Origin of the sequence: Sodalis praecaptivus (assembly GCF_000517425.1) — a bacterium.
GTDB lineage: Bacteria > Pseudomonadota > Gammaproteobacteria > Enterobacterales > Enterobacteriaceae > Sodalis_A > Sodalis_A praecaptivus.
In genome coordinates this window covers 2,623,468-2,649,338 of record NZ_CP006569.1, presented here as the reverse complement: position 1 = coordinate 2,649,338, position 25,871 = coordinate 2,623,468, and the positions used below count along the sequence as shown (strand labels likewise).

Here is a 25,871-nt window from a genome sequence, read left to right as displayed (position 1 = left end):
TGAACGCCTTGCCGGCGCCGCCGGGCATGTTCTAAGCTGAATAGCTTTTGCTCCAGATGGGTTTTTTATGCCTGCTTTACTCTACCTCTCCCTGTGCGTTATTCCGTTTGTCACCTGCCTGCTGCTGTCTCCGCTGATGCGTAAGCCGTTCGCCGCCCAGATGGACGATAACGGCAAATTTGTCATCATCGATGGTCTCCGCGGCCTGGCGGCGGTCAGCGTGATTATTCATCACGGAATTTTGATGACCAATCTGTTCATGCATGCCGATTGGCGCATCAACGCCGGCTATATTGCCGATTTTAACGCGCTGGTGCCGCGGATCCTCACCCAGTTGGGGTCGTTCGGCGTGACGATTTTTTTTATGATTACCGGTTATCTTTTTTGGACCAAGGCGCTCACGCACGGCGTCGGGGAGACGGCCACCTTTTATCGGCGGCGAGTCTACCGTCTGTTGCCAATGTACCTCGTCGCGGTGGCGGGGGTCTATTTACTGTCCAGCGCTATCGGTTTTACCGCGAACATGAACGGCGGCTATCTGCTGCGTTCGCTGGCCTCCTGGCTATCGTTCGGCTTCATCAACGGCATGTCGCTCACCGACGGTAAACCCGGCTGGCTAATACTCTGCGGCGTGTTCTGGACGTTAGCCGTAGAGGTGAAGTTTTATCTGCTGTTTCCGTTGCTGGCGCTATTCGCTCGGCAACGCCTGCGCGGGCTGGTGGTGCTAAGTGCGGTGGTCCTGGTGCTGCTGGGGTTACACTGGGCGCAGGCGATCTCGGCGCTGCAATACAGCATTTTGTTTGCCTTCGTTTGCGGCATGCTGACCGCCACCTTGCACACCAGCCCGGGGTTCAAGGCCGAGACGGCGGCGCTGCTGAGCAGGCCGGGGTGGAAATACGCGCTGGCGGCAGTGGCGCTGGGCAGCGTCGGCCTGAGTTTCTTCCTGTTTGACTTTGCCTACACTGGGCTGTCGGCGCTGCTGATTGCGGTTTTTTTCCTTATCACCGCCAGCGGCAATGACCTGTTTGGTGCATTGCGCTGCCGGTCGCTGCGCTTTGGTGGGATCATAAGCTACAGCAGCTATTTACTGCACGGTCTGGTGTTGACCCTCAGTTTCCATTGGATTTATCCGCACTGGGGGCCGTTTATCGCCTTGTCTATCGCCTTTGTGGCGGTGTTTATCCTCAGCGCGCTGACGTTTATCAATGTCGAGGCGCCGTTTATGCAGCTGGCGCACGGCGGGCCGCGCCCGCGCGCCGGTCGCCAGAGGGATGCCATTGAGCTCAGCGCCGTGAGCGGGGATCAGCGGCCGTGACACCAATAGGCCATCAGGCTAAGGGTCTCCCGCTGCAGGCCGCAGGTATGAATCAAATAGCGGCGAATGGCTTTCACCCCCGACGATTCGCAGGCGATCCAGCCGTAAAACGCCGAATGGGCCGGCGCGGCGCTTTCCCACATCTGCTCCAGCTCCGGCCGCAGGATAGCCTGCGCCGCCTCATCCTGGGTACGAGGCGCATCCGCGGGGATCACCAGCCGAGTTTGCAGCGCCGCCAGCAGCGCCTGACCATAAGGCTGATGGGAGTGCTCGCGCGCCAGCCAATGGACGGTGGCGAAGGCATAATGGTCCAGGTTGTGGAAATCGGCGCTAAGCGGTACTTCAAAAAACGCCTGCACCTGCGGTGGCGTTGGCAGTTGAGCCAAGGATTCCAGTATCCCCAGCGCCGCAGGCAGCGCGGTTTCATCGGCGACCAGCAGCACCTGGCGCACCGCGTCAGGGGGAAGCCATTCAAACCCGCCGCTATGGCCATTGAATGCGGCATTGGGCGCGATAAGCTGTAGGCGGTCGCCGGCGCGGGCCTGGCTAACCCAGCGCGACGCCGGGCCGTTATCGCCGTGCATGACAAATTCGATATCCACCTCGCCCTGCTCAGGCCGGACATTACGCAAGGTATAGGTGCGCAGCGGCGGACGCCGCTCGGCGGGCAGCGCTAGCCAGGAGGGGTACCATTCCCCGTTATCCTCCAGGGCGGGGGGCTCGCCGCTGGCCAGCGGCAGCACCACCTTAATGCGTTGATCCGGCGCATGGCGGGCCATTGCCGTCACGTCTTCGCCGTAAAATACACAGCGCTGCAATGACGGGGTAATCGCATATCGTTCTTTCAGCGTTACATCAAAAATCTTATAACTGGATGGCCCTGATGACACCTGTCGCTCCTTACATCGCCTGTCGCACGGATTACTGCCGATAGCGCGCAACTTTACCATCTCTTAAAGCTAATAGAAATAATTCTCGATTTCATTCAATGTTAACGTCAGCCCGTATCCTCGCCGACACCGGCGCGGCCTGCAAGGGCGGGCTGCGACCGGGTCACCGGCGCCGCTGACGCTAAGCCTATTTTTAGCTTACGTTAGCGAAAAAATTAATTTCACACCCCTTAACGCCCGGACTATGGTACCAGTGAATCAATGCCGGCAGGTCGTCCCTGCCGGGGTCAAACGGCATCGCTATCCAGTTCAGCGGGCGGTTTGGCCCCCGTAATCTCGAGGTGCTGCGAGCCCGCGCGAGCGGCGCATCGACCGCAGCCTAACGCGGTCGTATTCCGGGTGCGGTGATGGCGTTTGCCATGACGGTCTTCGTCGGCGATATCGGCAACGGTGCGCAGTGGCGGCATGCTTTGCCCGCCAGGCCGCGCCACGGAATCCAGTTTAATAAGGAGCACTATGGCGATTATCCCGCTCGATCCAGCAAAAAAGCACGCCGTCCGGCCGCGGCACGTCTCGCCACGGCGTCTCGCCCATGCGCTGGCGCCCTGGGCGCTGCCCATTGTATTGATCCTTATCTGGCAAGGGGCGGCCCAGGCCGGATGGTTATCCAGCCGCATCCTGCCGGCGCCGGTGGCTATCGCCCAAACCTTTTGGCGTCTGACCGAGAGCGGCGAGCTGGCGGCCAACCTGGCCATCAGCAGCGCCCGTGCCTTTATCGGTTTTGCGATAGGCGGCGGGATCGGGCTGATTCTGGGGTTCATTACCGGTCTGTCCCGCCTCGGCGAGCGGCTGCTGGATACGTCGGTGCAAATGCTGCGCAATGTTCCCCACCTGGCGCTGATTCCGCTGGTCATCCTGTGGTTCGGTATTGATGAAACCGCCAAGATATTCCTGGTGGCGCTCGGTACGCTGTTTCCGATGTACCTGAATACCTATCACGGTATTCGCAATATTGACCGCGGTCTGCTGGAGATGGCGCGCAGTTATGGGCTGTCGGGTTTTTCCCTGTTTCGCCAAGTCATCTTACCCGGGGCGCTGCCGTCGATTATGGTCGGGATGCGCTTTTCCCTTGGCCTGATGTGGCTGACGCTTATCGTGGCGGAAACCATTTCCGCCAGCTCGGGTATCGGCTACCTGGCGATGAACGCCCGTGAATTCCTGCAAACCGATGTGGTGGTGGTCGCGATCATCCTCTATGCCCTGCTGGGCAAGCTGGCCGACGTCTGCACCCTGTTACTGGAGCGCGTTTGGCTGCGCTGGCATCCGGCCTATCAGCATAAGGAGACGACAGTATGACCTCCGCGGCAAGAATTACCGGCGGTACGCCGCTGCACATCAGCCGGCTGGAAAAGCATTACGGCCCGCGCCAGGTGCTTAATCAGATCGATCTCGCCATCCCGGCCGGCCAATTTGTGGCGGTAGTGGGCCGCAGCGGCTGCGGTAAAAGCACGTTGCTGCGCCTGCTGGCCGGGCTGGAAAAACCCGATGGCGGCGCGTTGAACGCCGGCAACGGCAGCCTCGACGAGGAGCGCGACTCGACCCGTTTAATGTTCCAGGATGCGCGACTGCTTCCCTGGAAAACGGTGCGTGATAACGTGGGGCTCGGGCTTAAGGGCGACTGGCGGCGGGAGGCCGACGAAGCGCTGGCGGCGGTCGGGCTGGAGCACCGCGCCGGCGAGTGGCCCGCCGCGCTGTCCGGTGGCCAGAAACAGCGGGTAGCGCTGGCGCGCGCGTTGATTCATCGACCGTCGCTGCTGTTGTTGGATGAACCTTTGGGCGCGCTCGACGCGCTAACGCGTATCGAGATGCAGGCGTTGATCGAATCCCTGTGGCGCCAGCACGGTTTTACCGTACTGCTGGTGACCCACGACGTCAGCGAGGCGGTGGCGTTGGCGGATCGCGTGGTGTTGATCGACGCGGGGCGGATCGCGCTGGATGTGCTGGTGGATGTGCCGCGTCCGCGGCGGCGCGGCAACGCCCGGCTGGCGGCGCTGGAGGCAGAGGTCCTCGATCCGATTTTGCATCCTGCCGGCCAACCGCCCGTCGCGCGTTACGCTCAGCGGGGATAACGACGAGAGGTGCTCATGCTCCCCGCGGCGGCGCGGGCTTGTCGGCGCCTGTCGTCAGGGAAGGCGCGTCGTCTTGAGCGCGGCCGCAAGAGCTGGACGAGACCGCGGGCGGCTGAAGGCCGTCGCCGAGAGGGCATGCAAAGGAATGCCGCCGGCCGCGCCCCCCATAATCCCGCGCCGGGATCGCATCTAGACGCCGGCCGCGCCTCCGATACCGCCGCGCCGAAACCGAATGTAGACGCCTGCCGGCCAAGGCCGGTGCCCGTATCCTGCGTTCGGCGGTTATTTGGCGTTAAGCGGCTGGGTGACGGGGCGCCGCCTGCCCAGATACCAGGCGGCCAGGCTGGCCGCCAGCGACAGCGCCACCAGCGGCGCCAGCGCATAGGTAAAGCTGCCGGTGGCGGTACGGATCGTGCCGATAAGCCAGGTGCCGGCAAAGACCCCAAGGTTATTCAGCGCGTTAATTTGTCCTATCGCCACGGCCGCGGTCTGGGCCGGTAACTGTTCGGTAGCCATCGCCCAGAAGGGGCCCTTAATCATCGATGCGGCGATAATCGCCACGCACAATACTGCAATGGTGGGGCCAAGGGTGGAGACCCACATGGTGCCGGCCAACCCGGCGGCGCCCAGGAGCAGCGGCAGGCAGGTGTGCCAGGTCCGCTCACGATGCTTATCCGAATGGGCGCCCCAGAGGTACATCGCCAGACTGGCGATGGCAAACGGGATGGCGTTCAGCAGCCCTATTTGCATAGTGGACATATGGAAGCTCTTAATCATTTGCGGTTGCCACAGCGACAGGCCGTTGGTTACCGCCGTTCCCCCCATATACACCAGCGTTAATAGTAGCACCTGTTTATTGAACAGCTGGCGCCACAACGGCTCGCGGGGCAGGGCCGCCGCCGCCTCAGGTTCGCGCAGTTCGCGGGTCAACCAGTCGCGCTGCGGCACCGTCAGCCAGCGGGCGGACTGCACATCGCGCGGCAAAATCAGTAGCGCCAACAGGCCGAGCGCGACCGCCGGTATCCCTTCGATAATGAATAACCAATGCCAGCCGCGCAGCTGCAGGACGCCATCGGTCAACAGCAGTGCGGCGGAAACGGGGGACCCGAGCACGCTACTCAGCGGCAGCGCCATCATCAATATCGCCACCATCCGCCCGCGCACGGTCTTTGGGAACCACAGGGTAAAAAAGTAAATCACCCCGGGGAAGAAACCCGCTTCAGCGATCCCCAGCAAAAAGCGCAGGACGTAGAATGACCACGGGCCTTGCACCAGCGCCATGGCGCTTGAGATAACGCCCCAGGCCACCATCACCAGCGACAGCCAGCGGCGCGCGCCGACTTTGACCATCATCACGTTGCAGGGCACGGCGAAAAAGCAGTAGGCGACGAAAAAAAGCCCGGCGCCGAGGCCAAACGCCGCCGCGGACAGGCCGACGTCGTCATTCATTTGCAAAGCGGCAAAGCCTACGTTGACGCGATCCAGCGACGCCAGAAAATAGCCTAAGGTCAAAAGGGGCATCAGCCGCAGCGCAACTTTGCGCAGGGTGGTGGTTTCAAGCTCGCTCACATTATCCATCAACATCGTCTCCAACAGCGGCGCGGCTCGCGCCGGGAATGTCCATCAGCCAGCGCGCGATGAGCGCGGCAATAGCGTGGTTGTTATGTTCCATCATCAACATGTGCGAATTCCCCAGCAGACCCGCCCGGGGGAGATCCAGGATATCCACCCGCGCGCCGCGGGCGGAAAGTTGGGCAAAATAGGCGTCGGTGCGCGCGCGGATCTGCGGCCAGCGCGCATCGAGGTGTAAATTATCGCCATACACCAGCAGCAGCGGGATTGCGGCCAGCGCCGTCAGCGCCTCCTCGCCGCCGCCCTGCGCCGGTTCGATGGCAACGATGGCTTTGACCTTATCCGGCCGGCGAGCGGCGGCGCGTAGCGCAAACGCCGCGCCTTGAGAATGGGCGATGATAATCTGCGGCCCTAGACGGTCCAGCAGCCGGCAATAGGCGTTGAGGATCAAATCATCGGTGGTGGCCCAGCGTGGCACCACTTGACACATGAACTGCTCGAACGCGGCGAGCGGAAATTGGCAATGGGGGTAGGCGGCGGCCCGCAGGGCGTCGGGCGTTGCCCGCGGGACGCGGGCGCCGATGCGAAACTGGCAAAAACTGTCCTCGGCGGTACGCAGAATGGCCGGCGAGGCAAAATGCGGGTCGCGCGGGGCCCAGCCGGCTCGACCACGCTCGACGGCGTCGACGTTGTACACCGGCCAGCCGCGGCGCAGAAAATAGTGTAGCCACCCCTCGCGGCCGTCCGGCGTGGTTTCCCACATCGCGCCGGTCAGCGAACCGCCATGCCAGAAGCTGAGCGGCAGGCGCTGCTCGGCGGTAGCCGGCAGGAAATACTGTACCCAGGCCTGGCCAACGCTGGTGGTGCCGTTAGGGTCGATGCTTACCGGCACGCCGCCGGGCGCCAGCACATAGTCGCTGACCGCGGCGCCGGAAACGGTTTGCGGCGTCGCGCCGAGATGAAACGATCCCATTTCCCGCAGGGAATACGCGGCCGGTAACGTCATTGCATCATTCCTATCATCCGTTGAGGGTATGCCAGCAGGCGGCAATGGCGCGGCGGGCGGCGAGAAGGGCAGGTAAATGTGACATTGTCACCTTTTCCGGCAGCCGTGACGTCGGCCCGCCCAACGTCAAGGAGGCAAACACCTCACCGCCGGCGTTGAACAGGGGAACGCTAAGCCCGGTCACGTTCTCAAGACGTTCGCCGCGCGATAGCCACCAGCCTTGACGTTTGATGGTAGCGAGAGCGTCGAGCAGCCGCCGTTGGGCGGCCGGCGCGGTTACCTGCCGTAGCTGGCGCTCGCGCAGCGCCGGCGGCATAAAGGCCAGCATCACTTTGCCGCGTGAACCGAGGAAGAGCGGCGTACGCTCGCCGCTGCGAATGGCGATGATGACGTCTCTGGCGCTTTGTGCCACCTGCACGCACAACGCCTGCTCATTATCCAATACCGTGAACCAGGCGGTTTCGCCGCTGGCGTCCGCCAGCGCGCGCAGTTCGCGGGCGATAACATCGTCCAGGCGCAGGCGTGAGCGGAAGATCTGGCCGTATTCCCAAAAACGCGCGCCGGGCTCATAACGTTTGCTTTGCGGACACTGCTGTAGGAAACCGCCGTCGCGGAAAGCCGCCAGCGCGCGCTGTACCACCGAGGGAGAGAGTCCACTGTATTGGCTGAGCTCGCGCACGCCCCAGACCGGCCGCTGTAGGCTGAAGGCGTCAAGAATACGCAGCGCGTTGCGCAACGATTTCATGGTCATCCTTGGTGTCCCGCTATAAGGAACACTGTTTCTGTTTCGTAGACATACTCTTTATGTAGTCGTGATGTTAGGCGGATGTCAATATAAGGTAATTATTAGCGTTAAAATATATGACATATAACGCATAACGCGCTGTGGGGTGGGATGGCGGGAACGCCTTCAGGCGGTACTGAACGGCGATGGAAATGACGGCGAAGCTAGCGATGGGAACGGCGCGGGCAACCTGATGCAAGCAGGCGGCGAGAGTAGCGAAGGCGAGGGCACGACGAGGACGGCGAGAATAACGAGGTGGCGCGCGCGCCGATGGCGGCGCGCATTGGCGTGAGGCCACGATTGGAGCTGCGTACCGGCGCCCGCGCTGGTCCGGCCCGGTGAGATCGCTCCCACCGCTTTAAGGAGGGTAACAGGGCTGCTGGATAAGCCTGAACGCGCGCGGCCAGAGCCGGCGCGAATGCGCCGGTTTTATGGTGCGGCAAGGTTACCGGACCAGCACGATTTTGCCGCGGGTGGCACCCTGTTCCAGCAGCGTATGCGCCTGGCGCAGATTGTCGAGCGTGATACCGTCAAAGCGGCGGGTCAGGGTGGTCCGTAGCACGCCCCGATCCACCAGCTCCGCCACCCGACGCAGCAGGGCGTGCTGCCGCGCCTGCGACGGGGTTTGATAGAGGGAGCGGGTAAACATCAGTTCCCAATGCACGCTAAGGGATTTGCTTTTAAACGGGACGATGTCAAATTGCTGTGGATCGTCAATCAGCGCCAGTTGCCCTTCGGGGGCGAGCACCTCGATAATCTGCGGGATATAACTGTCGGTGTGATTCAAACCAATAACATAATCGATAGGGCTAATGCCCTGGTCCGCCAGCTGCGGCGCCCAAGGTTGGCTGTGATCGATGACCGCGTGCGCGCCCAGGGTTTGCACCCAGCGGCGCGTTTCGTCGCGTGAGGCGGTGGCGACCAGGGTAAGCCCCGTCAGGGCGCGGGCCAACTGCAACAGAATCGAGCCGACGCCGCCGGCGGCGCCGATCACCAACAGGGCGCCCGGCGCGGCGGGATCATGGTGCTGAACTTTGAGCCGGTCGAACAACAACTCCCAGGCGGTAATGGCGGTCAGCGGCAGTGCGGCGGCCTCGGCGAAATCCAGCGTCGCAGGCATCGGGCCCACGAGCCGTTCGTCCACCGCCTGACGTTCGGCATAGCTGCCGGGGCGGCGGATATCCCCCGCATACCAGACCCGATCGCCGACGGCAAAGCGGCTGACGCGCGCGCCGGTCTTCAATACGATCCCCGCCGCGTCCCAGCCGGGAATGCGCGCCTCGCCCGGCGCCGGGGTCGAGCCGGCGCGTACCTTCACATCCACCGGGTTGACGGAAATCGCTTTCACCTCCACCAGCAAATCATAGTCGCCCAGCGTGGGTTCCGGCAGCTCGAGCGCCACCAGCGCATCGGGGGCGGTTATCGGCAACGGTTGATAAAAGCCAAAGGCGTGCATAAGGCGGTTCTCCTCAGATAACGGTTGATTGGCCGCGCCCGGCGGCGGGGCGGCGTTCGCGATGTATTAAGCCTAGACTGCCCGATAGTAAAACGGCGAAACAGCGGTTATATTGCCAAAGACTTTCCTTAAAACGACGAAAATCATGCGTCTTGATGATCTGCGCGTGTTTGTGCAAACCGCCGATGCCGGCAGTTTCTCTCTGGCGGCACGCCAATTGGATATTGCGCCGGCCTACGCCAGCGGTGCCGTGATGCGCCTGGAGCGGGCAATCGGAACGCGGCTGTTTGTGCGCAATACCCGGCATTTGCGGCTATCGGAAGCGGGCGAGCGTTATTTACCGCACGCGCGCGCGGCGCTGGAGGCGATGGCGCAGGGCCAGCGCGCGCTGGCGCTGGGTCAGGATGAGATAGCGGGACCGCTGCGCCTTTCTGCCCCTTCGGATTTCGGCCGCAATATCTTGCTGCCCTGGCTGGATGATTTCCAGCAACGCTATCCCCGCGTCAGCGTGCAGCTGAGCATCAGCGATCGGGCGGCGGATCTGGTGCGTCAGCCGCTGGATGCGGCTATCCGCTACGGCGCGCTGATGGATTCCTCGCTAGTGGCCCAGCCGCTGGTGACGGACCTGCGGCGCGCGCTGTGCGCCGCGCCGGCCTATTTGGCGCGCTTTGGGACGCCTGACTCGCCCCAGGCGCTGCGCCAGCATAATTGCTTGCGCTATTTTTGGGGTGATACCACCTACGAACGCTGGCGGTTCCATTTAGCGCGGGAGACGCAGACCGTGGTCGTGAGCGGCGATCGCACCAGCGACGATGCCGAGCTGGTCCGGCGTTGGGCGGTGGCAGGCCATGGCCTGGTCTATAAATCCCGTCTCGACCTGTTGCCGGATATTCGGGCGGGGCGACTGCGCGAGATTTTTCCCGCCGGCTATGGCGAGCCGGCGCCGCTACAGCTGGTGTGCGCCCATCGTTCGCTATTGACGCCGGCGATACAACAGCTGCTGGTGTTTCTGCGCACGCGGGCGGCGGCGTTGCTGGCCGGCTGACGCCCGCCGGCGTTATCAGCGGAACGGCGGTTCGTTGAAGGTGCGCAACTTGCGGGAATGCAATCTGTCCCCCTCTTCACGCAACAGGCCGATGGCGCAAATGCCTATCTGCAAATGCTCGGAAATGGCGCCTTCGTAAAACCGGTTGGCCTGGCCGGGTAGCTTGATTTCCCCGTGCAGCGGCTTATCGGAAACGCACAATAGGGTGCCGTAGGGGACGCGGAAACGATAGCCCTGGGCCGCAATCGTGGCGCTTTCCATATCCACCGCCACCGCGCGGCTGAGATTGAAACGCAGCGCCGAGGCGGAGTAGCGCAGTTCCCAGTTGCGATCGTCTGTGGTAACCACGGTGCCGGTGCGCAGCCGCAGTTTGACCTCTTCCCCTGGCATGCCGCTGACGGTTTTGGTGGCGTCGAACAGGGCGCGCTGCACCTCGGCGATACTGGGGATCGGAATGTCGGGGGGCAACACGGCATCCAGCACATGGTCATCGCGCAAATAGGCGTGCGCCAGGACATAGTCGCCGATGGTCTGGCTTTCGCGTAAGCCGCCGCAATGCCCAATCATCAGCCACGCGTGCGGACGCAGTACCGCGAGATGATCGCAAATCGTCTTGGCATTGGAGGGGCCGACGCCGATATTGACCATCGTAATGCCCTGACCGTGGCGATCGATGAGATGATAGGCGGGCATTTGATGATTTTTCCAGGCCAGATCCGACACCTCGGCTTCCACCGGCCCGGCATCTTCGGTCAACAGATTACCGCCGGCGCACGACAGGGCGACATACGGGCTGTTCGGATCGCCTATCTGCTGGCGTGACCAGCGGACAAACTCATCCACGTAGCGGGTGTAATTGGTGAATAGGACGTAGGGCTGAAAATGCTCCGCCGGCGTACCGGTATAGTGCCGCAGCCGCGCCAGTGAAAAGTCGGTGCGCAGGGCGTCGAAATGCGACAGCGGGAAACGGTTGCCGGTCTGAAATAGGCCGTCGGCGGTCTCATCGCCGATTTGCGCCAATTCGGTGGTGGGAAAGTACTGGGCGATGCCGGCGCTCATGGAGCGGTCGAGGGCCAGGTTGGCGCCGTCGATTACATAGGGAAAGGGGATCTCCTGACGTGACGCTGTCACTTCGATTGTGGCGGCATATTCGCCTTCCAGCATCGCGAGCTGCTCTGCCAGGTAGGGCCGGAACAGTTGGGGCCGGGTGATCGTGGTGACATAACTGCCGGGACGGGTGAATCGCCCGTAGGCGCGGGTTTTAGCCTGTGCATGCGCCACGCCGTCCCAATGTACGCGCAGTTGCGGATAGGCGAACAGTCCCCGGGCGCGCGCTTCCCTATCGGGCAGCGTGCCGTCCTCGATAAACAATTGGATAGCGGCGCGCAGGGCGGTGACCGACTCCTGATACAGCCGTTCCAATTTGTCCAACGCCTGGTTGGCGGTGAGATGAATTCCGGGAGTGACTGACATAACGCCTCCTAGGTCGGTAAAAAATAAAGAAGCGGACACCGCCTAGCGTGCCGCCTTGCCTCGCGTACGGCGCCCCCTGCAAGGCTCAATCCTGCCGATAGTGCGCGGTTAACCGCGACCGATAAGCGGCGCCCTGCAAGGCTCAATCCTGCCGATAGTGCGCGGTTAACCACGACCGATAAGCGGCGCCCTGCAAGGCTCAATCCTGCCCACACTGCGCGGTTAACCACGACCAATAAGCGGCGCCCTGCAAGGCTCAATCCTGCCCATACTGCGCGGTTAACCGCGACCAATAAGCGGCGCCCTGCGAGGCTCAATCCTGCAAATACTGCTCGGTTAACCGCGACCAATAAGCGGCGCCCACCACCAGATTCTCATCGTTAAAATCATAGGCGGCCTGATGCAACATTGCACTGTCGCCGTTGCCGATGCGCAAGAAACACCCGGGACGCTGCTGTAGGAAATAAGCGAAATCTTCGCTGCCGGCAATAGCCGGTAACGGCGCCACCACCTGCGCCTCGCCCAGCAGATCGCGCGCTACCTGACTGGCGAATTCGGTCTGCTCTTGCTGGTTTATCAGCACCGGGTATCCCGGAATATAGTCGATCTCGGCACGCGCGCCGAAGCCGGCCACATGGCTTTCCACTAGGCTGCGGATGCGCTGCTCGAGGGCGCGGCGCACCTCGGCGTCGAACGAACGTACGCTCAGCGCCAGCCGGGCGCTAGGGGGAATCACATTTGGCGCCTGGCCGGCGTTGAAAGCGCCGACGGTGACCACGGCGGCGGCAAAAGGATCGGTATTGCGCGCCACCAGGGTCTGTAACGCCATGACCAGACTGCTGGCGGCCACGATAGGGTCCACCGCCATTTGCGGGCGCGCCGCATGGCCGCCTTTACCGTGAACGGTGATATACACCGTATCGCAGGCGGCCATAAAAGGGCCGTCGCGGAACATCAGCGTGCCGCTGGGATAGCCGGGATGGTTATGCATGCCAAAGACCGCATCGCAGGGAAAACGGTCGAACAGGCCCTCCTGGATCATCCGTTCGGCGCCGCTGTTGAAGCCGATTTCCTCGGCGGGCTGGAAAATAAGATTCAGGGTGCCGGAAAAGTTGCGCGTTTGCGCCAGATGGCAGGCGGCCCCCAACAGCATTGCGGTGTGGCCATCGTGGCCGCAGGCGTGCATTTTGCCCGGCGTTTGGCTGGCGTACGGCACGCCGCTGGTCTCTGCAATCGGCAGGGCATCCATATCGGCGCGCAGACCGAGCGTACGCGTGCCGCTGCCCGCACGCAGCGTGCCCACCACGCTATGGCCGCCAATACCGGTGGTGACCTGGTAGCCCCAGGCGCGCAGTTTTTCCGCGACCAGCGCCGCGGTGGCTTCTTCTTCGTTGGAGAGTTCCGGATGTTGATGCAAATGCCGACGTAACGTGATCATGGTTTCATGTAACGGTGCCAGATCGGCGACTTCAGTAAATTTTAACTTATTATTCATCGTGATAGGTGTTTGACGTACGATAGGTAATTTTGAGTTTATCATTTACCCGCGGGTGAACCCATCACAAAGTGGGGTAATAATTTGGCTTTCCCGCGCTCGCGGCTGAGTTCGCCGGCGCTGACCGAGGGGTCACCCGGCTCAACGCCGGTGGGCGTAGTGATAGGGGGCGACGTCTGATAGGAGGGTCTCCTTATGCAATGCCGGCACTGTTGCCGGCCAGCTACCGCCCTGGCTCAACACCCGCCTCGGTTATGAGTGGCCATCGGGTAGCGCGTAAGCGATAACGTAATCGCCGCGATCTGGCGACTGACGGGCGCCGCCGGCGGAGATAACGATATACTGCTTACCGGTTTTCGGCGAGACATAGGTTATCGGGCCGGCCTGGCTGCCCACCGGTAGGCGTGCGCGCCAGATAACCTCGCCTGTCGCGGTGTCAAATGCGCGCAGATAGTAATCTTGGGTGCCGGCAAAGAACAGCAGGCCGGACTGGGTAGCCAGGCTCGCCCCCAACGTCGGCATACCCACCGCCATCGGCAGGCGCATTTTGATCCCGAGCGGCCCGGTATCGCGCACCGTACCGACCGGCACCTGCCACACCAGCTTACCTGAGTGCAGATCCACCGCCGACATCGTGCCGAACGGCGGTTTTTGACAGGGGATACCGAGCGGCGACAGAAAACGCTCGCGCACCGCGCCATAGGGGGTGCCGACCTGCGGCACCAGCCCCATTTCTATCCCGCTGGCCCCCTGCGGCACATGGTCGCGTTCGACCAGAGCATTTGCCAGACCCAGGCGCATATCGTTGACGAAGATAATGGCATTGTGCGGATCCAGCGCTACGCTGCCCCAGTTCATGCCGCCCAGCGACCCCGGAAACTGCAGCGAGCGATCCCGCCCCGGGGGGGTATAAATGCCCTGATGGCGCATGCTGTTGAAGGCTATCCGGCACAGCAGCTGGTCAAGGGGGGTAGCGCCCCACATATCCGCCTCGGTCAACATGGCGTTGCCGATATTCGGCATCCCCACCGAGAAGGGCTGGCTGGGCGCATAGCGTTCGCCGGGCGTATTCCCCTGGGGCACCGTCCGCTCCTCCACCTTCGCCACGGGCTCACCGGTGGCGCGGTTAAGCATAAAGATCATGCCCTGTTTGGTGGTTTGTACCAATACCGGGGTGGCGGTGCCGTCGCCGTTCGGCAGATCATACAAAAGCGGCTGTGAGGGGAGGTCGAAGTCCCACAGATCGTGATGCGTGGTCTGGAAGTGCCAGCGGACCTGTCCGGTCGCCGCATCCACCGCAACCACCGACGAGCTGTATTTGTCGTCCAGCGCGGTGCGCTCGCCGCCGAAAAAGTCCGGCGTGGCGTTGCCGGTGGGCAGGTAAATTAAATTGAGCTGGGGGTCAAAGGACATGGCCGACCAGACGTTGGGCGTGCCGCGCGTGTAGGTCGCCCCCGGCGGCGGCGCGCGGGTAATGGCCGGATTCCCTGGGTCCCAGGCCCATACCAGCGCGCCGCTGTGTACATCGAAAGCGCGCACCACCCCCGGCGGTTCACCGGTGGCAAAGTTATCCGCCACCCGGCCGCCCACCACCACCCGATCGCCGGCCACCAGCGGGGCGGAGGTTTGTTGATAGTAGCCGGGCTTGACTTCCCCCATGTCTGTCGTCAAATCCACGCTACCGCCGTCGCCGAAATCGGCGCAGGGCTGGCCGGTGTCAGCGTCAAGCGCTATCAGCCGCGCGTCGATAGTCGGCAAGAATAAGCGGCGGGCGCAGCCGGCGGGTGCCGCTTTTGCGGCGCTAAGGGACGCGGCGTCGGGGGGAGGCTTGCCGGCCTCTGCCAAGACGTGAAGCCCCCGGGGCGCGGCGGTGGGTGCCGGCGCGGCGGCATCCCGCGCAGGAGCGGCTTCGTCGGCGTAATAGCCGAGCCCGCGGCAGCGCTGCCAATTGGGCGCGTGGGCTTTAGGGTCGAAACGCCAGCGCACGGTGCCGCTGTCCCCTTCGAGCGCCAGCACCTTGCCGTAGGCGGTGCAGACATACAGCATGTCGCCTACCTGCAGCGGCGTGTTTTGATCTTCCGCGCCGGCGCCCAGGCTGTACGGTATATCGCCGGTGTGCGCTATCCAGGCCACTTGCAGCTGGCCGACATTGGCTTTGGTTATCTGGTCCAGCGCGGCAAAACGATCCCCGGCGGTGGTATTGCCCCAATGCAGCCAATTTTTTTGCTCGGCGCCGGGTGCAACGGGCAATACCGCTACCGCCTGCCGGGCGCTGACCAGCGGCGTCGGGACGAAAGTATACCCCAGGCCGCCGGCCAGGCAGATAGTCAGCAGCGCCGCCAGTCCATAACCGCCGCGGCGGGAGCCGGCTTCGCCCCGTCGGGCGCTAAGCTGCGGATAGGCGAGCGTCACCATGAGGGCCAGTACGCCAAACATGAACAGGCGCGAAAACAGCGGCCAAAAGCTGAGCCCCACCTCCCAGACGGCCCAGCACAGCGTTAGCAGGCATGCCAGCCCATACAGCCAGGCGCCCGCGGGCCGCCGGCAAAGGATGAGCACGGCGGCCAGAGTCATCGCCAGCCCCATCAGCAGAAAATAACGGCTCCCGCCCACGGCGACCAGATAGCCGCCGCCCGTCGCCAGAGCAAGACCGATGATCGCCATCAATCCCCCCAGCGCCCACACAATATAGACGCCACCCGTCCGCTTACCCATCCTCTTTGCCATCGTATTATCCTGCATATCAGCGTCGAAGCCCGTTTTTGCTGCGGGCAAACGACGGGGAAAAGGAAGTGCCAACGCCTCACCACCGTCAGCGGGGCGTTCAGTTTGGGTGCCGCAAAGCTGAAGAACAACGGGCGTGCAAGGAAGACGCCCGCCGGGTTTCCCCCGCCGGCAAAGGCCGTTTGCGGGGATCGCCCAGCGTTGTTATTGGAATTTTATTGGAAGGTATAGGCCAGCGACACGCCGCCGCCCCAGTTTCTGCCCGCCGCGGGCTCAAAATAGCGGCCGTTGCTTTCATTGACGATGACCGACCCCGCGTAGCGGCGGTCAAACAGGTTATCCACCCGGCCATACACATCCATCAGCCAGTTGCCCAGCACATAGCGGTAGCCGGTATTTAACGCGGCGACCGTATAGGCTGGGGCCTGTTGGCTATTTTCATCGTCGACTTCAATATCGCTCATATACCGTATTTCCGCGCCGGCATACCAACCCTCGGGCGGCGACCAGGCCAGCGAGGCGTAACCCATGTTGCGGGCAATGCCGGGCAGGCGATTGCCTGCGGCGATCGCGTCGCCGTCGCTACAGTCGCTGCTGCCGCATGCGCGGGTACGATAGGTCGCATCCAGCAGCGTCCAGGCGAGACGCAATTGGATATCCTCGGCAAACTGCTGATCCAAAGACAGCTCCAGCCCGCGGCGGCGGGTTTTACCGGCATTGGTATAACTGGTGCGGCCGTTGCTGCTGTCCGCGACCACGATTTCATTATCGGTGTCGGTCTGGAATAGCGCGACGCTGGCAAGGCCGCTGCCGATGCGCGTTTTACTGCCGATTTCGACGGTATTACTGGTGGAAGGCTTCAGCGCGTAATTAAGGCCCGGTAGGCCGTCGGGGCGGTAGGAGAGCTCATTAATGGTGGGGGTCTCAAAACCGCGACCGGCGGAGAGATAGACATTCCAGCCTTCGGTGACGGCGTAACGTAATGAGCCGACCGGCAGCCAGCGATGATAGCTGGCGTCGCCGCTGTCATCGCCGTTTTCAGCGGTGATGTAGTGATCGTTGGAGTCAAACTGGACGTGGCTAAAGCGCACGCCGGCATTGAAGGTCAAACGCGAGGTCAGCTCCCAGGCGCTTTGCAGGTAAGGATCAAGATTCCACATCAGGTTGCGTTCATTGCGCCGCAAAGCACCCTGAGTGCCGAGTTCGGTGACGCCGTTGTTCAGAGTATAGTTTTCATAACCTTTACGCTGTTCGGTCATGGTTTCATAATCCAGCCCGCCGGTCAGGGTGAGCGGAATGGCGCCGAGCGCTCCGCGATGCGTCCAGCGGGTGTCGATACCTTGATAATGACGGGTCAAATCGATCACCCCGCCGGCATGCAGGGGGTTGGCCTGGGTAGCGACCGGGATCGCCTGATATTGCGTAGTGTCGCGCTCCCCCGCATACATCATCACGCTGAGGTCGTCATCGTCGCTCATCTGGCGCAGGTAATGCAGGCCCACCTGGGTTTGGGTGAGCGTTTTGCGGGTATTAAATTGCTCGGCGCGGGTGACCTGGCGCGGATTATCGTGCCATTGGTCATTGGTTAAGCCGCCGGGGTCGTTAGCGGTAATATCCACGGCGTTAAACAACAGCGTCAGGGTGCTGACATCATCGATACGTACCCCAAGCTTGGCGTTGCCGAGGTTTTTGCGCGCATCGCTGTGATCGCGATAACCGTGGGTGGTAAACCGGGTGGTGGACACCGCATAGTTGACGTCGCCGGCGTGGGAGCCGTCCCCGACGGCGCCGGTAGCCTTCACGCCGTAGCGCCAACTGCCGTAGCTGCCGGCATACAGCCCGGCTTCCAGCTTGTCCGGCTGGCTGCCGGTGACGGTATCCACATTAACCACACCGCCGGAGGCATTGCCGTACAGCGCGGAGAAGGGGCCGCGCAACACCTCTACCTTGTCAACGCTGTTGAGATCGATGTTCGACGTCTGGCCTTGCCCGTCCGGCATGGTCGCCGGAATGCCATCGACGTAAATCCGCACGCCGCGCACGCCGTACATTGAGCGGGCGCCAAATCCGCGCACCGACAGTTGAAGATCCTGGGCATAATTTTGCCGGTTTTGAATTTGCAGACCCGGCACGCTGCCCATGCTTTCGGACAAATTGATTTGCGGCTTGGCCTGGCGAAAATCCTCGCCGGTAAGCACGCTGAGGGCGGCGGGCGTGCCGAGCTCCGTTAAACCGGCCCGCGGGGCGGAAACGATGAGCGTTTGCGATGTGGCGGTGTCCGTTTTTTCCGTCGCCGTCGCCGACGGTGCGGCGACGCTGTGGCCCGGCAACGAGATAGCAAAGCAGACCACTGAAGAAGACACCCAGAACCGTGGCGATGAGATCATAACATGCGTTGTCATTATTATTTGGCCAACTGGCCCGATGCCCGATAAATCCATTTCAACGGATAGTAATACGACGAACACATTATTGAAAAGTATAAATGACATTAACCGCCGCGCTCTTGCTCACCACCCGGCGCTTTTCTCGCCTTGTGGTCCTGCACGCGCCAGCTTTGCGCACCTCTCGCTACTCTGATGGCGCTGGCGCGGCAGCTTAGACGCCGCTGGGCCGCTTGTGCCCCGCCGCTGCGGTCATTGCGGCGCGGACCGCGAAAACGATCCCGGCGGCCGGTGAAAACGTCAGCGGTGCGCGCCTTTCCGCCGAAGGGAAAACGTTCGCGGCGGTCAGCCACACTCCCGGCGGGCGGCGAAAGTTCGCGACGCGCACATCATTCCCCATCGGCGCCGTCGCCATAGCCTTTCATTTTCGACATTTTGCCGATGCCGGGATTGAAACAATTGCCGGGGTCCAACTGACGATAGAAACGCCGCAACGGCGGCGGCGCGGGATAAAGGTGGCCGACATTGTGCTCGGCGGGATACTGGGCCCCGCGGGCGTCCAGCCCTTGCCACAAACTGTGCTCCAGCGTGAGGCAGTCCCGGCCTTTTTTAATGATGTAATCCTGATGAAAAACATGGCACAGGAAATGACCGTAATACAGTTTATGGATCATCTGCTGGTCCAGCGCCGGCGGTAATTGCTCAAACCACTCGTCATCATTGCGCCGCAAAGCGATGTCCAGCGCGACGATATCCTCCACCTGCCGGGCGTGCACGGCGCGGTAGCGAACCGCGGCCCCCGCGGCGGCGAAGCGGTGTAAAAACGCCTTTTTGCCTTCCTCCTCCGTGCAGGGGAAAAACGCGCCCTCATGCTCGGCAAAAAAGCCGCTGAGAAAATCCTGCGCCTCGGAGACCCCTTCGGCGCTCACTTTGAGCAACAGGTGATGTTCATAGCGATCCCGATAGTTATTCATACGCGCCGGTAGGGGATTGGGCAGCAGATGACTCAAAAACTGCAGCAGCCGGTCGCCACAATGCGCCGGCAAAAAACGCAGGCGCTCCGCCAGCAAATCGAAGCGGTTCTTTAGCGCAAATAGGGCCGGCAGGCGCGCGGTGCCTAACCAGTGAATCAGCAAAAAGGTGTCTTTGCCGTAGCGAGCGGCGATATCGTAAGCGTCGCGGTGCAGGTATTCGCCGGAAATGGGCAGATGGGTAAATTGGCCGAGAATCTGCCGCCGGATAGCGGTGAGCACCGATGTCTGGTTGGTGCCGATATAAAATACCCGTGCGCCGCGGGCCATGGGAAAGGTATCCAGCCGCACGGCGAACAGAATAACTTTGCCGGCGGAGCCCGAGGCCTCAAACAGCCGACCGGGATCGGCGTTGAATCGGGCCGGGGTCGAAGCGTCTATCTGGCGTACGTGCTCGGCGTAACGTTTGTCGGAGCCGTCGCCGGCATCGTAGCGAATATCCTGCTCGCCGTAATCATCCCGATCGAGTCGCGAGAGCAGGGTCTCTTCATCTCCCGCCAGCGAGACGCCCAGATGGTTTATCAGCGTCAGCCGGCCGTCTGCGTCGACTTGGGCAAAAACCGACATTTGCGTATAGGCCGGCCCGCGCTGCACCAACGAACCGCCGGAGTTATTGCAAACGCCGCCGAAGACCGAGGCGCCGATGCAACTCGAGCCAATCACGGAATGCGGCTCGCGGCCGAGCGGCGCAAGCTGCCGCTCCAACCGATCGAGGGTGGCGCCAGGCAGGCAAATCACCTGCTGACCGTTATTGATGAGACGGATCTTCTGCATGCGGGTGGTGCTGAGGATAACAATGTCGCGATCGTAGGCGTCGCCATCCGGCGTTGAGCCGCCGGTCAGGCCGGTATTGGCGGCCTGAGCGATAACGATCGCGCCGGCCTCGACGCAGGCTTTTAATACCCGCCATTGCTCCACCAGTGAACCGGGCCTGACCACCGCCAGGGCGTTACCGCTGCCGAACCGGAAGCCGGTACGGTAGCGCCGCGTCTCGCCCTCGCCGGTGAGGACATGGCCGGCGCCCACCAGCGACGTCAGCCGGCGGATCAGATCGGCGCGCGCGCGGGCCTTAAGGGTCGTGTCCGCTGAGGTATTGCTGGATAACTCAGACATCGTTCGCTCCTTCGTGGTTGGGCGCGCGGGCGGGTTGGTGCTTAGCCGCCGTTGCGCGCTATGTTACCCCCGTCGGGACCCTTTTTCTGCCCGTGGGCGGGGATTTTTCGCCGCTGCCACCGCCAGCCGGCGGCCAGCGCGACAAACCAGACCGGGGTGACCAATAGCGCCTGGCGGGTATCATTTTGCAGCGCCAACAACACCAGCACAAACAGGAAAAATCCCAGGCACACCCAGCTCATGCCTATGCCGCACGGCATTTTGAACGGCGAATGCCGATGGCGCTGCGGATGGTTGCGCCGGTATACCAGATAGGAGCACAGGATGATGGTCCAGACAAACATAAACAGAATGGCGGCGACGGTGGTGACCAGCGTAAAAACGGTCATGACGTTGGGGATAAGGTAGATCAACGCCACGCCCACCAGCAGACACAGGCACGAAAACAGCAGGCCGTTGATTGGCACCGCACGCCGCGACAATAGCGCAAACCGACGGTGCGCCACGCCTTGTTCCGCCAGGCCAAACAGCATCCGGCTGGTGGAGAAAATGCCGCTATTGGCGGACGACGCCGCCGAGGTTAGCACCACGAAATTAACGACGCTGGCCGCCGCCGGCAACCCGGTCAGGGTAAACATAGCGACAAACGGGCTACGGTCCGCCGACACCGCACTCCAGGGCGTTACGACCATGATAGCCAGCAGCGCCAGCACATAGAACATAATCACCCGCAGCGGGATGGCGTTAATGGCCCGGGGCAGGACCCGCGCCGGATCGGCGGTTTCGGCGGCCGCGGTCCCCACCAATTCGATACCGACAAAGGCAAAGATGGCGATTTGAAAACCGGCGAAAAAACCGCTCAGGCCGTGCGGCATTAGACCGCCATGTTGCCAGATATGGCTAAGCCCGGCGTGATCGGTGGCCGAAGTGGGATAGTGCATCATCGCCAGCGTGGCGCCGGCGATGATCAGCGCCACAATCGCCACGATTTTGATGATGGCGAACCAAAATTCCAACTCGCCAAACATCTTGACCGTGGCGATGTTTAACGTCAGAAACACCAGCAGACAGAGCAGGGCGCTCATCCAAACGGAAAAACCGGGAAACCAGAATTGAAAATAGGCGCTTATGGCGACCACATCGGCGATACCGGTGACGACCCAGCAAAACCAATAGGTCCAGCCGGTAAAAAAGCCGGCCCAGGGCCCAAGCAAGTCGGCGGCGAAATCGCTGAACGATTTATACGCCAGGTTGGAAAGCAGCAGCTCCCCCATCGCGCGCATGACAAAAAACAGCATGAAACCGATGATCATATAAACAAAAACGATCGACGGTCCCGCCAGGCTGAGCGTTTTACCCGACCCCATAAAGAGACCGGTCCCGATGGCGCCGCCAATCGCCATGAGCTGAATATGTCGGTTGGTGAGGGTGCGCCGCAGCTTTTCGGGTGTCTGGGCGGGGGTGAATGCATGTTCTGTTTCAACAGCCATCGTGACCTGTTCCTGTCGGTGATGTCGATCGGCTTTCCAGCCGAGATCCTGCGTAACCTGCGTGAAGCCGAAGAGCGGGCAGGCGCGTCAGCGTTGACCGGGCGCGAGGTAGCCGCGGTGGCCGAAGGGGGCGTGCTGCGCCAGCGTCGGGCCTGACGTGGCCGGGCCAAACCGGCGGTGAGCCGGTATTGGGCGCACCTCGCCAGCGGTGACGCGGGCATGATGCGCGCCGCGGGGTCATACAGAGACGCACCGCGTTAGCGGCCATAAGATAGTGTAATAATACTCGTGAGGGTTAATGTTTTTTTTATTATGGCAAAAGTGAGTATGCAATTGATAATGATGACCTGGCTTCCTAAATCGCCACGACAGCGCCGCTGCCGCGCGCTGGAGGAGCTCGTCCCCACCCGCGCTGGAGGAGCTCGTCTCCCCCCGCGCCGGAGGAGCTCGTCCCCACCCGCGCCGGCAGAAGACGGCGTTAGCCGGGCAGCACCTGGTGGCTTGTCGCCGGCGCCAGACCTTCTTTCGCCAGCGAATCGCGGGAGATATCGCCGATGGTTTTGGCGCCGGTCAGGGTCATCGCCACCCGCATCTCTTTATCGATAAGCTCCAGCAGATGCGCCACGCCGGCCTGACCCGCCGTCGCCAGCGCATAGATATAGGCGCGGCCCAGCAGCAGCGTATCGGCGCCGAGGGCTATCATCCGCACCACGTCCAGCCCGTTGCGCACCCCGCTGTCGGCCAAAATGGCGATATCGCCTTTCACCGCATCGGCGATAGCGGGCAGCGCCCGGGTAGAGGAGAGCACACCGTCAAGCTGCCGACCGCCGTGGTTGGAAACCACGATGCCGTCCGCGCCGAAGCGCACCGCATCGCGCGCGTCCTCCGCATCGAGAATGCCCTTTATCACCATCGGACCTGGCCAAAAATCGCGGATCCACTCCAGGTCCCGCCAGGAAATGGACGGGTCGAAGTTTTTGCCGAGCCAGCCGATATAGTCTTGCAGCCCGGTCGGCTGGCCAAGGTAGGCGGAAATATTGCCCAGATCGTGCGGCCGGCCGCGCACGCCGACATCCCAGGCCCAGCCGGGATGGGTGATCGCCTGCCAATAGCGGCGTAGCGCGGCATTCGGCCCGCTCATGCCGGAATGGGCATCTCGGTAACGGGCGCCGGGCACCGGCATATCGACGGTAAACACCAGGGTGGAGCACCCGGCCGCTTTGGCGCGCTCCAGGGCGTTACGCATAAAACCCCGATCCTTGAGCACATAGAGCTGGAACCACATGGGGCGATTAATCGCTGATGACACCTCCTCTATCGTACCCACCGACACGGTGGACAACGTGAAAGGAATGCCTTTGTTATCGGCGGCGCAGGCCGCCTGCACTTCGCCGCGGCGGGCGTACATGCCGCAAAGGCCCACGGGCGCCAGCGCTACCGGCATCGCCAGCGTTTGCTTGAACAGTTGCGTTTCGAGGCTAAGCTCGGCCATGTTGCGTAAAACCCGCTGGCGCAGCGCGATACTCGAAAGATCGTCCACATTGCGCCGCAGGGTGTATTCCGCATAGGCGCCGCCGTCCAGGTAGTGGAACAGAAAGGGCGGCAGTTTACGCTCGGCCGCGCGGCGATAGTCGTTCGCTGCTGAAATGATCATAGCGGTCTCATCATGTCACGGTGGGGGAACGGGGAAAGCGACCAATACGGGCCTGGCGCGCGTCTTCTTCCTGCAACGCCTTCAGCGTCTGGTGGACGCTTTCCAGATGGGCGATGGCCGCCTGCCGCGCCGCGGGGGCATCGCCGGCGAGGATGGCAGTCAACAGCGCCTGGTGTTGCTCCGTCAGGCTGGCGAAATGGGCAGGGTGCGTGTACATCCGCTGGCGGCTTTGCTGCACCGAGGTTTGCAACAGCGCGAAGAACCCGCGCATGGTTTGCAGCAGCACCACATTATGCGAGGCTTCGGCGATGGCCAGATGAAAACGGACGTCGGCCTGGGCGGCCTTATCGGGGTCATCATGGTCGTTCACCTGTTGCGTGGCGTCAAAACAGGCCCGCAGCCGCACTTTGTCATCCTCGGTTGCGCGCAGAGCGGCATGCCAGGCGGTGCCGGCCTCAATGGCCTGTCGCGCTTCTAACACGTCATAACGATAATCAGGATCCTCCGCCATTAAACTTTGTAGCGGCAGGACAATCCGGTGCTGAGTCCATTGCTGGGCGTTATTTTGCACGAAGGTACCGCCACCGCGGCGGCTCACCAGCAGCCCCTGGCTGATAAGTTTCTGGATGCCCTCGCGCAGCGAAGAGCGGCTGACGCCCAGTTCGGACGCCAGTTTGCGCTCGGCGGGGAGTCGCGCGCCCGCCTCGAACGGCCGCTGGGCTATTAATCGCTCAAGCTGGCGGGCGATACGGTCCGCCAGACGAAGGGGGAGTTCAGTGGTCATCGTAGTGTTTCTGCTCCATCACTTTCCCTAAGGGGAGGCCTGAGACCGACGATTTTACAGCCCCCGTGGTTCCCTTTATTGCCTGCGAATGGTCGGGGGAGCGGCTGGCCCCTTGCCGATGCAGAGCCTCGCTTGCGCGGTCTGGCGCTCCGCCTCCGGGCGAGCCCCATCGCGTTAACCCGCCGTAACCCCGATCGTCTTGGTCGGACCAATAGAGGCGATTTCCATACCGGCCACATAAATGTAATCTCACGATAACAAATAACAAGGTGTAACGTGACGAAAAGCGCTTTTCTCCGGTAAGCATCACACTTTATTTGCTTTTGGTCCGACCAAACGTCTTCGGCGGCGAGCCGGGGAGATGAGACACATGCCCTCGGCAGCGCGCCGTGGAAGGGGGGGGCATCGCCTTTTGCCGCTGGCCGTCTTTACTAAGTTGTTTTTGTCCTTTGACAGTAAGGAACAACTGCCGGAGCTTATTGTCACCACACATTTCCGGGAATCATTATGTTTCACCTGATCTTTGGCCGCCGTGGCGGCCTTCTTGCGCTGCTTTTCGTTCTGGGTATAGGGATGCAGGCGACCGCCTGGGCGGAAACCACGCTGCGTATCGGCTATCAAAAATCCTCGACCTTAATGTCATTACTAAAGCTACAGGGCACGCTGGAACAGAGCCTGGCGCAGCAGGGCGTCAAAATCAGTTGGTATGAATTTTCAAGCGGTCTGCCGTTACTGGAAGCGCTTAATATTGGCAATGTGGATATCTCCGCCGATGTCGCCGATACGGTACCGGTATTTGCTCAGGCGGCGGGGGCGGATCTGACCTATTTCGCCCGTGAGGAGCCTTCGCCGGATGCGCAGGCGATTCTGGTTCCCCCCGACTCGCCGCTCAAGACGCTGGCGGACCTAAAAGGCAAACGCATTGCGGTAACTAAAGCGGCCGGCAGCCATTATTTACTCATCGCCGCGCTGGAAAAAGCGCATCTGACCTTCAAAGACATTACCCCGGCTTATTTGACGCCGGCGGATGGGCTGGCGGCGTTTCAAACCGGCAAGGTGGATGCCTGGGTGACCTGGGAGCCGTTTGTGGCCAGCGCCGAACGCCGGCAACATGCCCGCGTGTTGGCCGGTGGCCAGGGGCTCGCCAGCTACCAGCGGTATTATTTGTCCTCCAGCGCCTATGCCAAACAACATCCCGAGGTATTGGCGCTGATCTATCGCCAGTTGACGCAGGCCGGCGTCTGGATCACCGCGCATCCCGCGGAGGCGGCGAAGTTGCTGGGGCCGCTGTGGGGTAATCTTGACGCCGCGACGGTGGAGCAGGCCAACGGGCACCGCAGTTATCGCGTGGTGCCGGTGACCCGCGACAGTTTGGCTGAACAGCAGCGCATCGCCGATGCTTTCACCCAGGCAGGGCTACTGCCCAAGCGCATTGACGCGCAGGCGGTGCCCGTCTGGCAACCGCCGGCGTCTTAAATCGCGCGGACGCGCTGCCGTACTGCCGTCGCGTTAACGCCGCGAGCGGC

19 protein-coding genes are annotated in these 25,871 nt (G+C 62.2%); 6 read left to right on the top strand and 13 right to left on the bottom strand.

Annotated elements, in window-relative coordinates; genetic code table 11:
* Window positions 1–67: 67 nt before the first annotated feature.
* The gene (locus SANT_RS11675) at window positions 68–1,315 is read left to right on the top strand and encodes an acyltransferase family protein (protein WP_025422477.1); all 1,248 of its coding nucleotides are present in this window, start codon (window positions 68–70) and stop codon (window positions 1,313–1,315) included.
* On the opposite strand, the gene SANT_RS11670 is transcribed toward SANT_RS11675, so the two are convergent.
* Complete coding sequence (locus SANT_RS11670) at window positions 1,303–2,205, bottom strand: siderophore-interacting protein (RefSeq protein ID WP_025422476.1); 903 nt, start codon at window positions 2,203–2,205, stop codon at window positions 1,303–1,305. The two genes, SANT_RS11675 and SANT_RS11670, sit on opposite strands and share 13 nt — an antisense overlap.
* Window positions 2,206–2,721: 516 nt before the next feature.
* Between SANT_RS11670 and ssuC the strand changes: the two genes are divergently transcribed.
* Together ssuC and ssuB are read left to right on the top strand one after the other, a co-directional pair.
* Window positions 2,722–3,561, top strand: coding sequence for an aliphatic sulfonate ABC transporter permease SsuC (gene ssuC, locus SANT_RS11660; RefSeq protein WP_025422474.1), 840 nt, complete (start codon window positions 2,722–2,724; stop codon window positions 3,559–3,561).
* Window positions 3,558–4,334, top strand: coding sequence for an aliphatic sulfonates ABC transporter ATP-binding protein (gene ssuB / locus SANT_RS11655; protein ID WP_025422473.1), 777 nt, complete (start codon window positions 3,558–3,560; stop codon window positions 4,332–4,334). Before ssuC ends, ssuB begins: the two co-directional genes overlap by 4 nt.
* A 282-nt stretch (window positions 4,335–4,616) precedes the next feature.
* Here ssuB and SANT_RS11650 read toward each other — a convergent pair whose 3' ends face one another.
* The 4 genes from SANT_RS11650 to SANT_RS11635 form a co-directional block, all read right to left on the bottom strand.
* The gene (locus SANT_RS11650; RefSeq protein ID WP_237234613.1) at window positions 4,617–5,912 is read right to left on the bottom strand and encodes an MFS transporter; all 1,296 of its coding nucleotides are present in this window, start codon (window positions 5,910–5,912) and stop codon (window positions 4,617–4,619) included.
* Window positions 5,905–6,912 carry an alpha/beta fold hydrolase gene (locus SANT_RS11645; RefSeq protein WP_025422471.1) on the bottom strand — a complete coding sequence of 336 codons (1,008 nt, stop codon included), beginning with the start codon at window positions 6,910–6,912 and terminating at the stop codon, window positions 5,905–5,907. The genes SANT_RS11650 and SANT_RS11645 overlap by 8 nt, the downstream gene beginning before the upstream one ends.
* Window positions 6,913–6,925: 13 nt before the next feature.
* The gene (locus SANT_RS11640; RefSeq protein WP_081730455.1) at window positions 6,926–7,663 is read right to left on the bottom strand and encodes an IclR family transcriptional regulator; all 738 of its coding nucleotides are present in this window, start codon (window positions 7,661–7,663) and stop codon (window positions 6,926–6,928) included.
* Between the two features lie 478 nt (window positions 7,664–8,141).
* Complete coding sequence (locus SANT_RS11635) at window positions 8,142–9,152, bottom strand: zinc-binding alcohol dehydrogenase family protein (protein ID WP_025422469.1); 1,011 nt, start codon at window positions 9,150–9,152, stop codon at window positions 8,142–8,144.
* 145 nt (window positions 9,153–9,297) lie between these two features.
* Here SANT_RS11635 and SANT_RS11630 point away from each other — a divergent pair, with 145 nt between their 5' ends.
* On the top strand, window positions 9,298–10,197 hold the full coding sequence (locus SANT_RS11630) for a LysR family transcriptional regulator (RefSeq protein WP_200867245.1): 900 nt from the start codon (window positions 9,298–9,300) through the stop codon (window positions 10,195–10,197).
* A 15-nt stretch (window positions 10,198–10,212) separates the two neighbouring features.
* Here SANT_RS11630 and SANT_RS11625 read toward each other — a convergent pair whose 3' ends face one another.
* The 6 genes from SANT_RS11625 to cycA all read right to left on the bottom strand — a co-directional run bounded on the left by SANT_RS11625 (window position 10,213) and on the right by cycA (window position 21,907).
* Entirely contained in the window at window positions 10,213–11,670 is a 1,458-nt protein-coding gene (locus SANT_RS11625) for an AMP nucleosidase (protein WP_025422467.1), read from the bottom strand.
* A gap of 313 nt (window positions 11,671–11,983) precedes the next feature.
* Window positions 11,984–13,165, bottom strand: coding sequence for a M20 aminoacylase family protein (locus SANT_RS11620; RefSeq protein WP_025422466.1), 1,182 nt, complete (start codon window positions 13,163–13,165; stop codon window positions 11,984–11,986).
* A 252-nt stretch (window positions 13,166–13,417) separates the two neighbouring features.
* Window positions 13,418–15,892: a membrane-bound PQQ-dependent dehydrogenase, glucose/quinate/shikimate family gene (locus SANT_RS11615; RefSeq protein ID WP_051440162.1), complete on the bottom strand. Its 2,475-nt coding sequence runs from the start codon at window positions 15,890–15,892 to the stop codon at window positions 13,418–13,420.
* 212 nt (window positions 15,893–16,104) lie between these two features.
* Window positions 16,105–18,219 carry a TonB-dependent receptor PqqU gene (gene pqqU, locus SANT_RS11610; protein WP_038669636.1) on the bottom strand — a complete coding sequence of 705 codons (2,115 nt, stop codon included), beginning with the start codon at window positions 18,217–18,219 and terminating at the stop codon, window positions 16,105–16,107.
* A gap of 443 nt (window positions 18,220–18,662) precedes the next feature.
* Window positions 18,663–20,417 (bottom strand): D-lactate dehydrogenase, encoded by a 1,755-nt coding sequence (gene dld, locus SANT_RS11600; RefSeq protein ID WP_025422462.1) that lies wholly within the window; start codon window positions 20,415–20,417, stop codon window positions 18,663–18,665.
* Window positions 20,418–20,458: 41 nt separating this feature from the next.
* Window positions 20,459–21,907 carry a D-serine/D-alanine/glycine transporter gene (gene cycA / locus SANT_RS11595; protein ID WP_025422461.1) on the bottom strand — a complete coding sequence of 483 codons (1,449 nt, stop codon included), beginning with the start codon at window positions 21,905–21,907 and terminating at the stop codon, window positions 20,459–20,461.
* On the opposite strand from cycA, the gene SANT_RS24490 reads away from it, so the two are divergent.
* Window positions 21,887–22,063, top strand: coding sequence for a hypothetical protein (locus SANT_RS24490; protein WP_158500157.1), 177 nt, complete (start codon window positions 21,887–21,889; stop codon window positions 22,061–22,063). The genes cycA and SANT_RS24490 overlap by 21 nt on opposite strands.
* A gap of 322 nt (window positions 22,064–22,385) precedes the next feature.
* On the opposite strand, the gene lldD is transcribed toward SANT_RS24490, so the two are convergent.
* Together lldD and lldR are read right to left on the bottom strand one after the other, a co-directional pair.
* On the bottom strand, window positions 22,386–23,561 hold the full coding sequence (gene lldD, locus SANT_RS11590) for an FMN-dependent L-lactate dehydrogenase LldD (protein ID WP_025422460.1): 1,176 nt from the start codon (window positions 23,559–23,561) through the stop codon (window positions 22,386–22,388).
* Between the two features lie 10 nt (window positions 23,562–23,571).
* A complete protein-coding gene (lldR, locus tag SANT_RS11585; protein ID WP_025422459.1) occupies window positions 23,572–24,345 on the bottom strand; it encodes a transcriptional regulator LldR in 774 nt (257 codons plus the stop codon).
* Between the two features lie 507 nt (window positions 24,346–24,852).
* Here lldR and SANT_RS11580 point away from each other — a divergent pair.
* Entirely contained in the window at window positions 24,853–25,821 is a 969-nt protein-coding gene (locus SANT_RS11580) for an aliphatic sulfonate ABC transporter substrate-binding protein (protein WP_038668504.1), read from the top strand.
* The last annotated feature ends 50 nt before the right edge of the window (window positions 25,822–25,871 follow it).

Bases quoted from the DNA above. Each gene is read 5' to 3' on its own strand.
- SANT_RS11675 (WP_025422477.1), top strand. From the start codon at position 68: ATGCCTGCTTTACTCTACCTCTCCCTGTGCGTTATTCCGTTTGTCACC.
- ssuC (WP_025422474.1), top strand. From the start codon at position 2,722: ATGGCGATTATCCCGCTCGATCCAGCAAAAAAGCACGCCGTCCGGCCG.
- ssuB (WP_025422473.1), top strand. From the start codon at position 3,558: ATGACCTCCGCGGCAAGAATTACCGGCGGTACGCCGCTGCACATCAGC.
- SANT_RS11650 (WP_237234613.1), bottom strand. From the start codon at position 5,912: ATGGATAATGTGAGCGAGCTTGAAACCACCACCCTGCGCAAAGTTGCG.
- SANT_RS11645 (WP_025422471.1), bottom strand. From the start codon at position 6,912: ATGACGTTACCGGCCGCGTATTCCCTGCGGGAAATGGGATCGTTTCAT.
- SANT_RS11640 (WP_081730455.1), bottom strand. From the start codon at position 7,663: ATGACCATGAAATCGTTGCGCAACGCGCTGCGTATTCTTGACGCCTTC.
- SANT_RS11635 (WP_025422469.1), bottom strand. From the start codon at position 9,152: ATGCACGCCTTTGGCTTTTATCAACCGTTGCCGATAACCGCCCCCGAT.
- SANT_RS11630 (WP_200867245.1), top strand. From the start codon at position 9,298: ATGCGTCTTGATGATCTGCGCGTGTTTGTGCAAACCGCCGATGCCGGC.
- SANT_RS11625 (WP_025422467.1), bottom strand. From the start codon at position 11,670: ATGTCAGTCACTCCCGGAATTCATCTCACCGCCAACCAGGCGTTGGAC.
- SANT_RS11620 (WP_025422466.1), bottom strand. From the start codon at position 13,165: ATGAATAATAAGTTAAAATTTACTGAAGTCGCCGATCTGGCACCGTTA.
- SANT_RS11615 (WP_051440162.1), bottom strand. From the start codon at position 15,892: ATGGCAAAGAGGATGGGTAAGCGGACGGGTGGCGTCTATATTGTGTGG.
- dld (WP_025422462.1), bottom strand. From the start codon at position 20,417: ATGTCTGAGTTATCCAGCAATACCTCAGCGGACACGACCCTTAAGGCC.
- SANT_RS24490 (WP_158500157.1), top strand. From the start codon at position 21,887: ATGTTCTGTTTCAACAGCCATCGTGACCTGTTCCTGTCGGTGATGTCG.
- cycA (WP_025422461.1), bottom strand. From the start codon at position 21,907: ATGGCTGTTGAAACAGAACATGCATTCACCCCCGCCCAGACACCCGAA.
- lldD (WP_025422460.1), bottom strand. From the start codon at position 23,561: ATGATCATTTCAGCAGCGAACGACTATCGCCGCGCGGCCGAGCGTAAA.
- lldR (WP_025422459.1), bottom strand. From the start codon at position 24,345: ATGACCACTGAACTCCCCCTTCGTCTGGCGGACCGTATCGCCCGCCAG.
- SANT_RS11580 (WP_038668504.1), top strand. From the start codon at position 24,853: ATGTTTCACCTGATCTTTGGCCGCCGTGGCGGCCTTCTTGCGCTGCTT.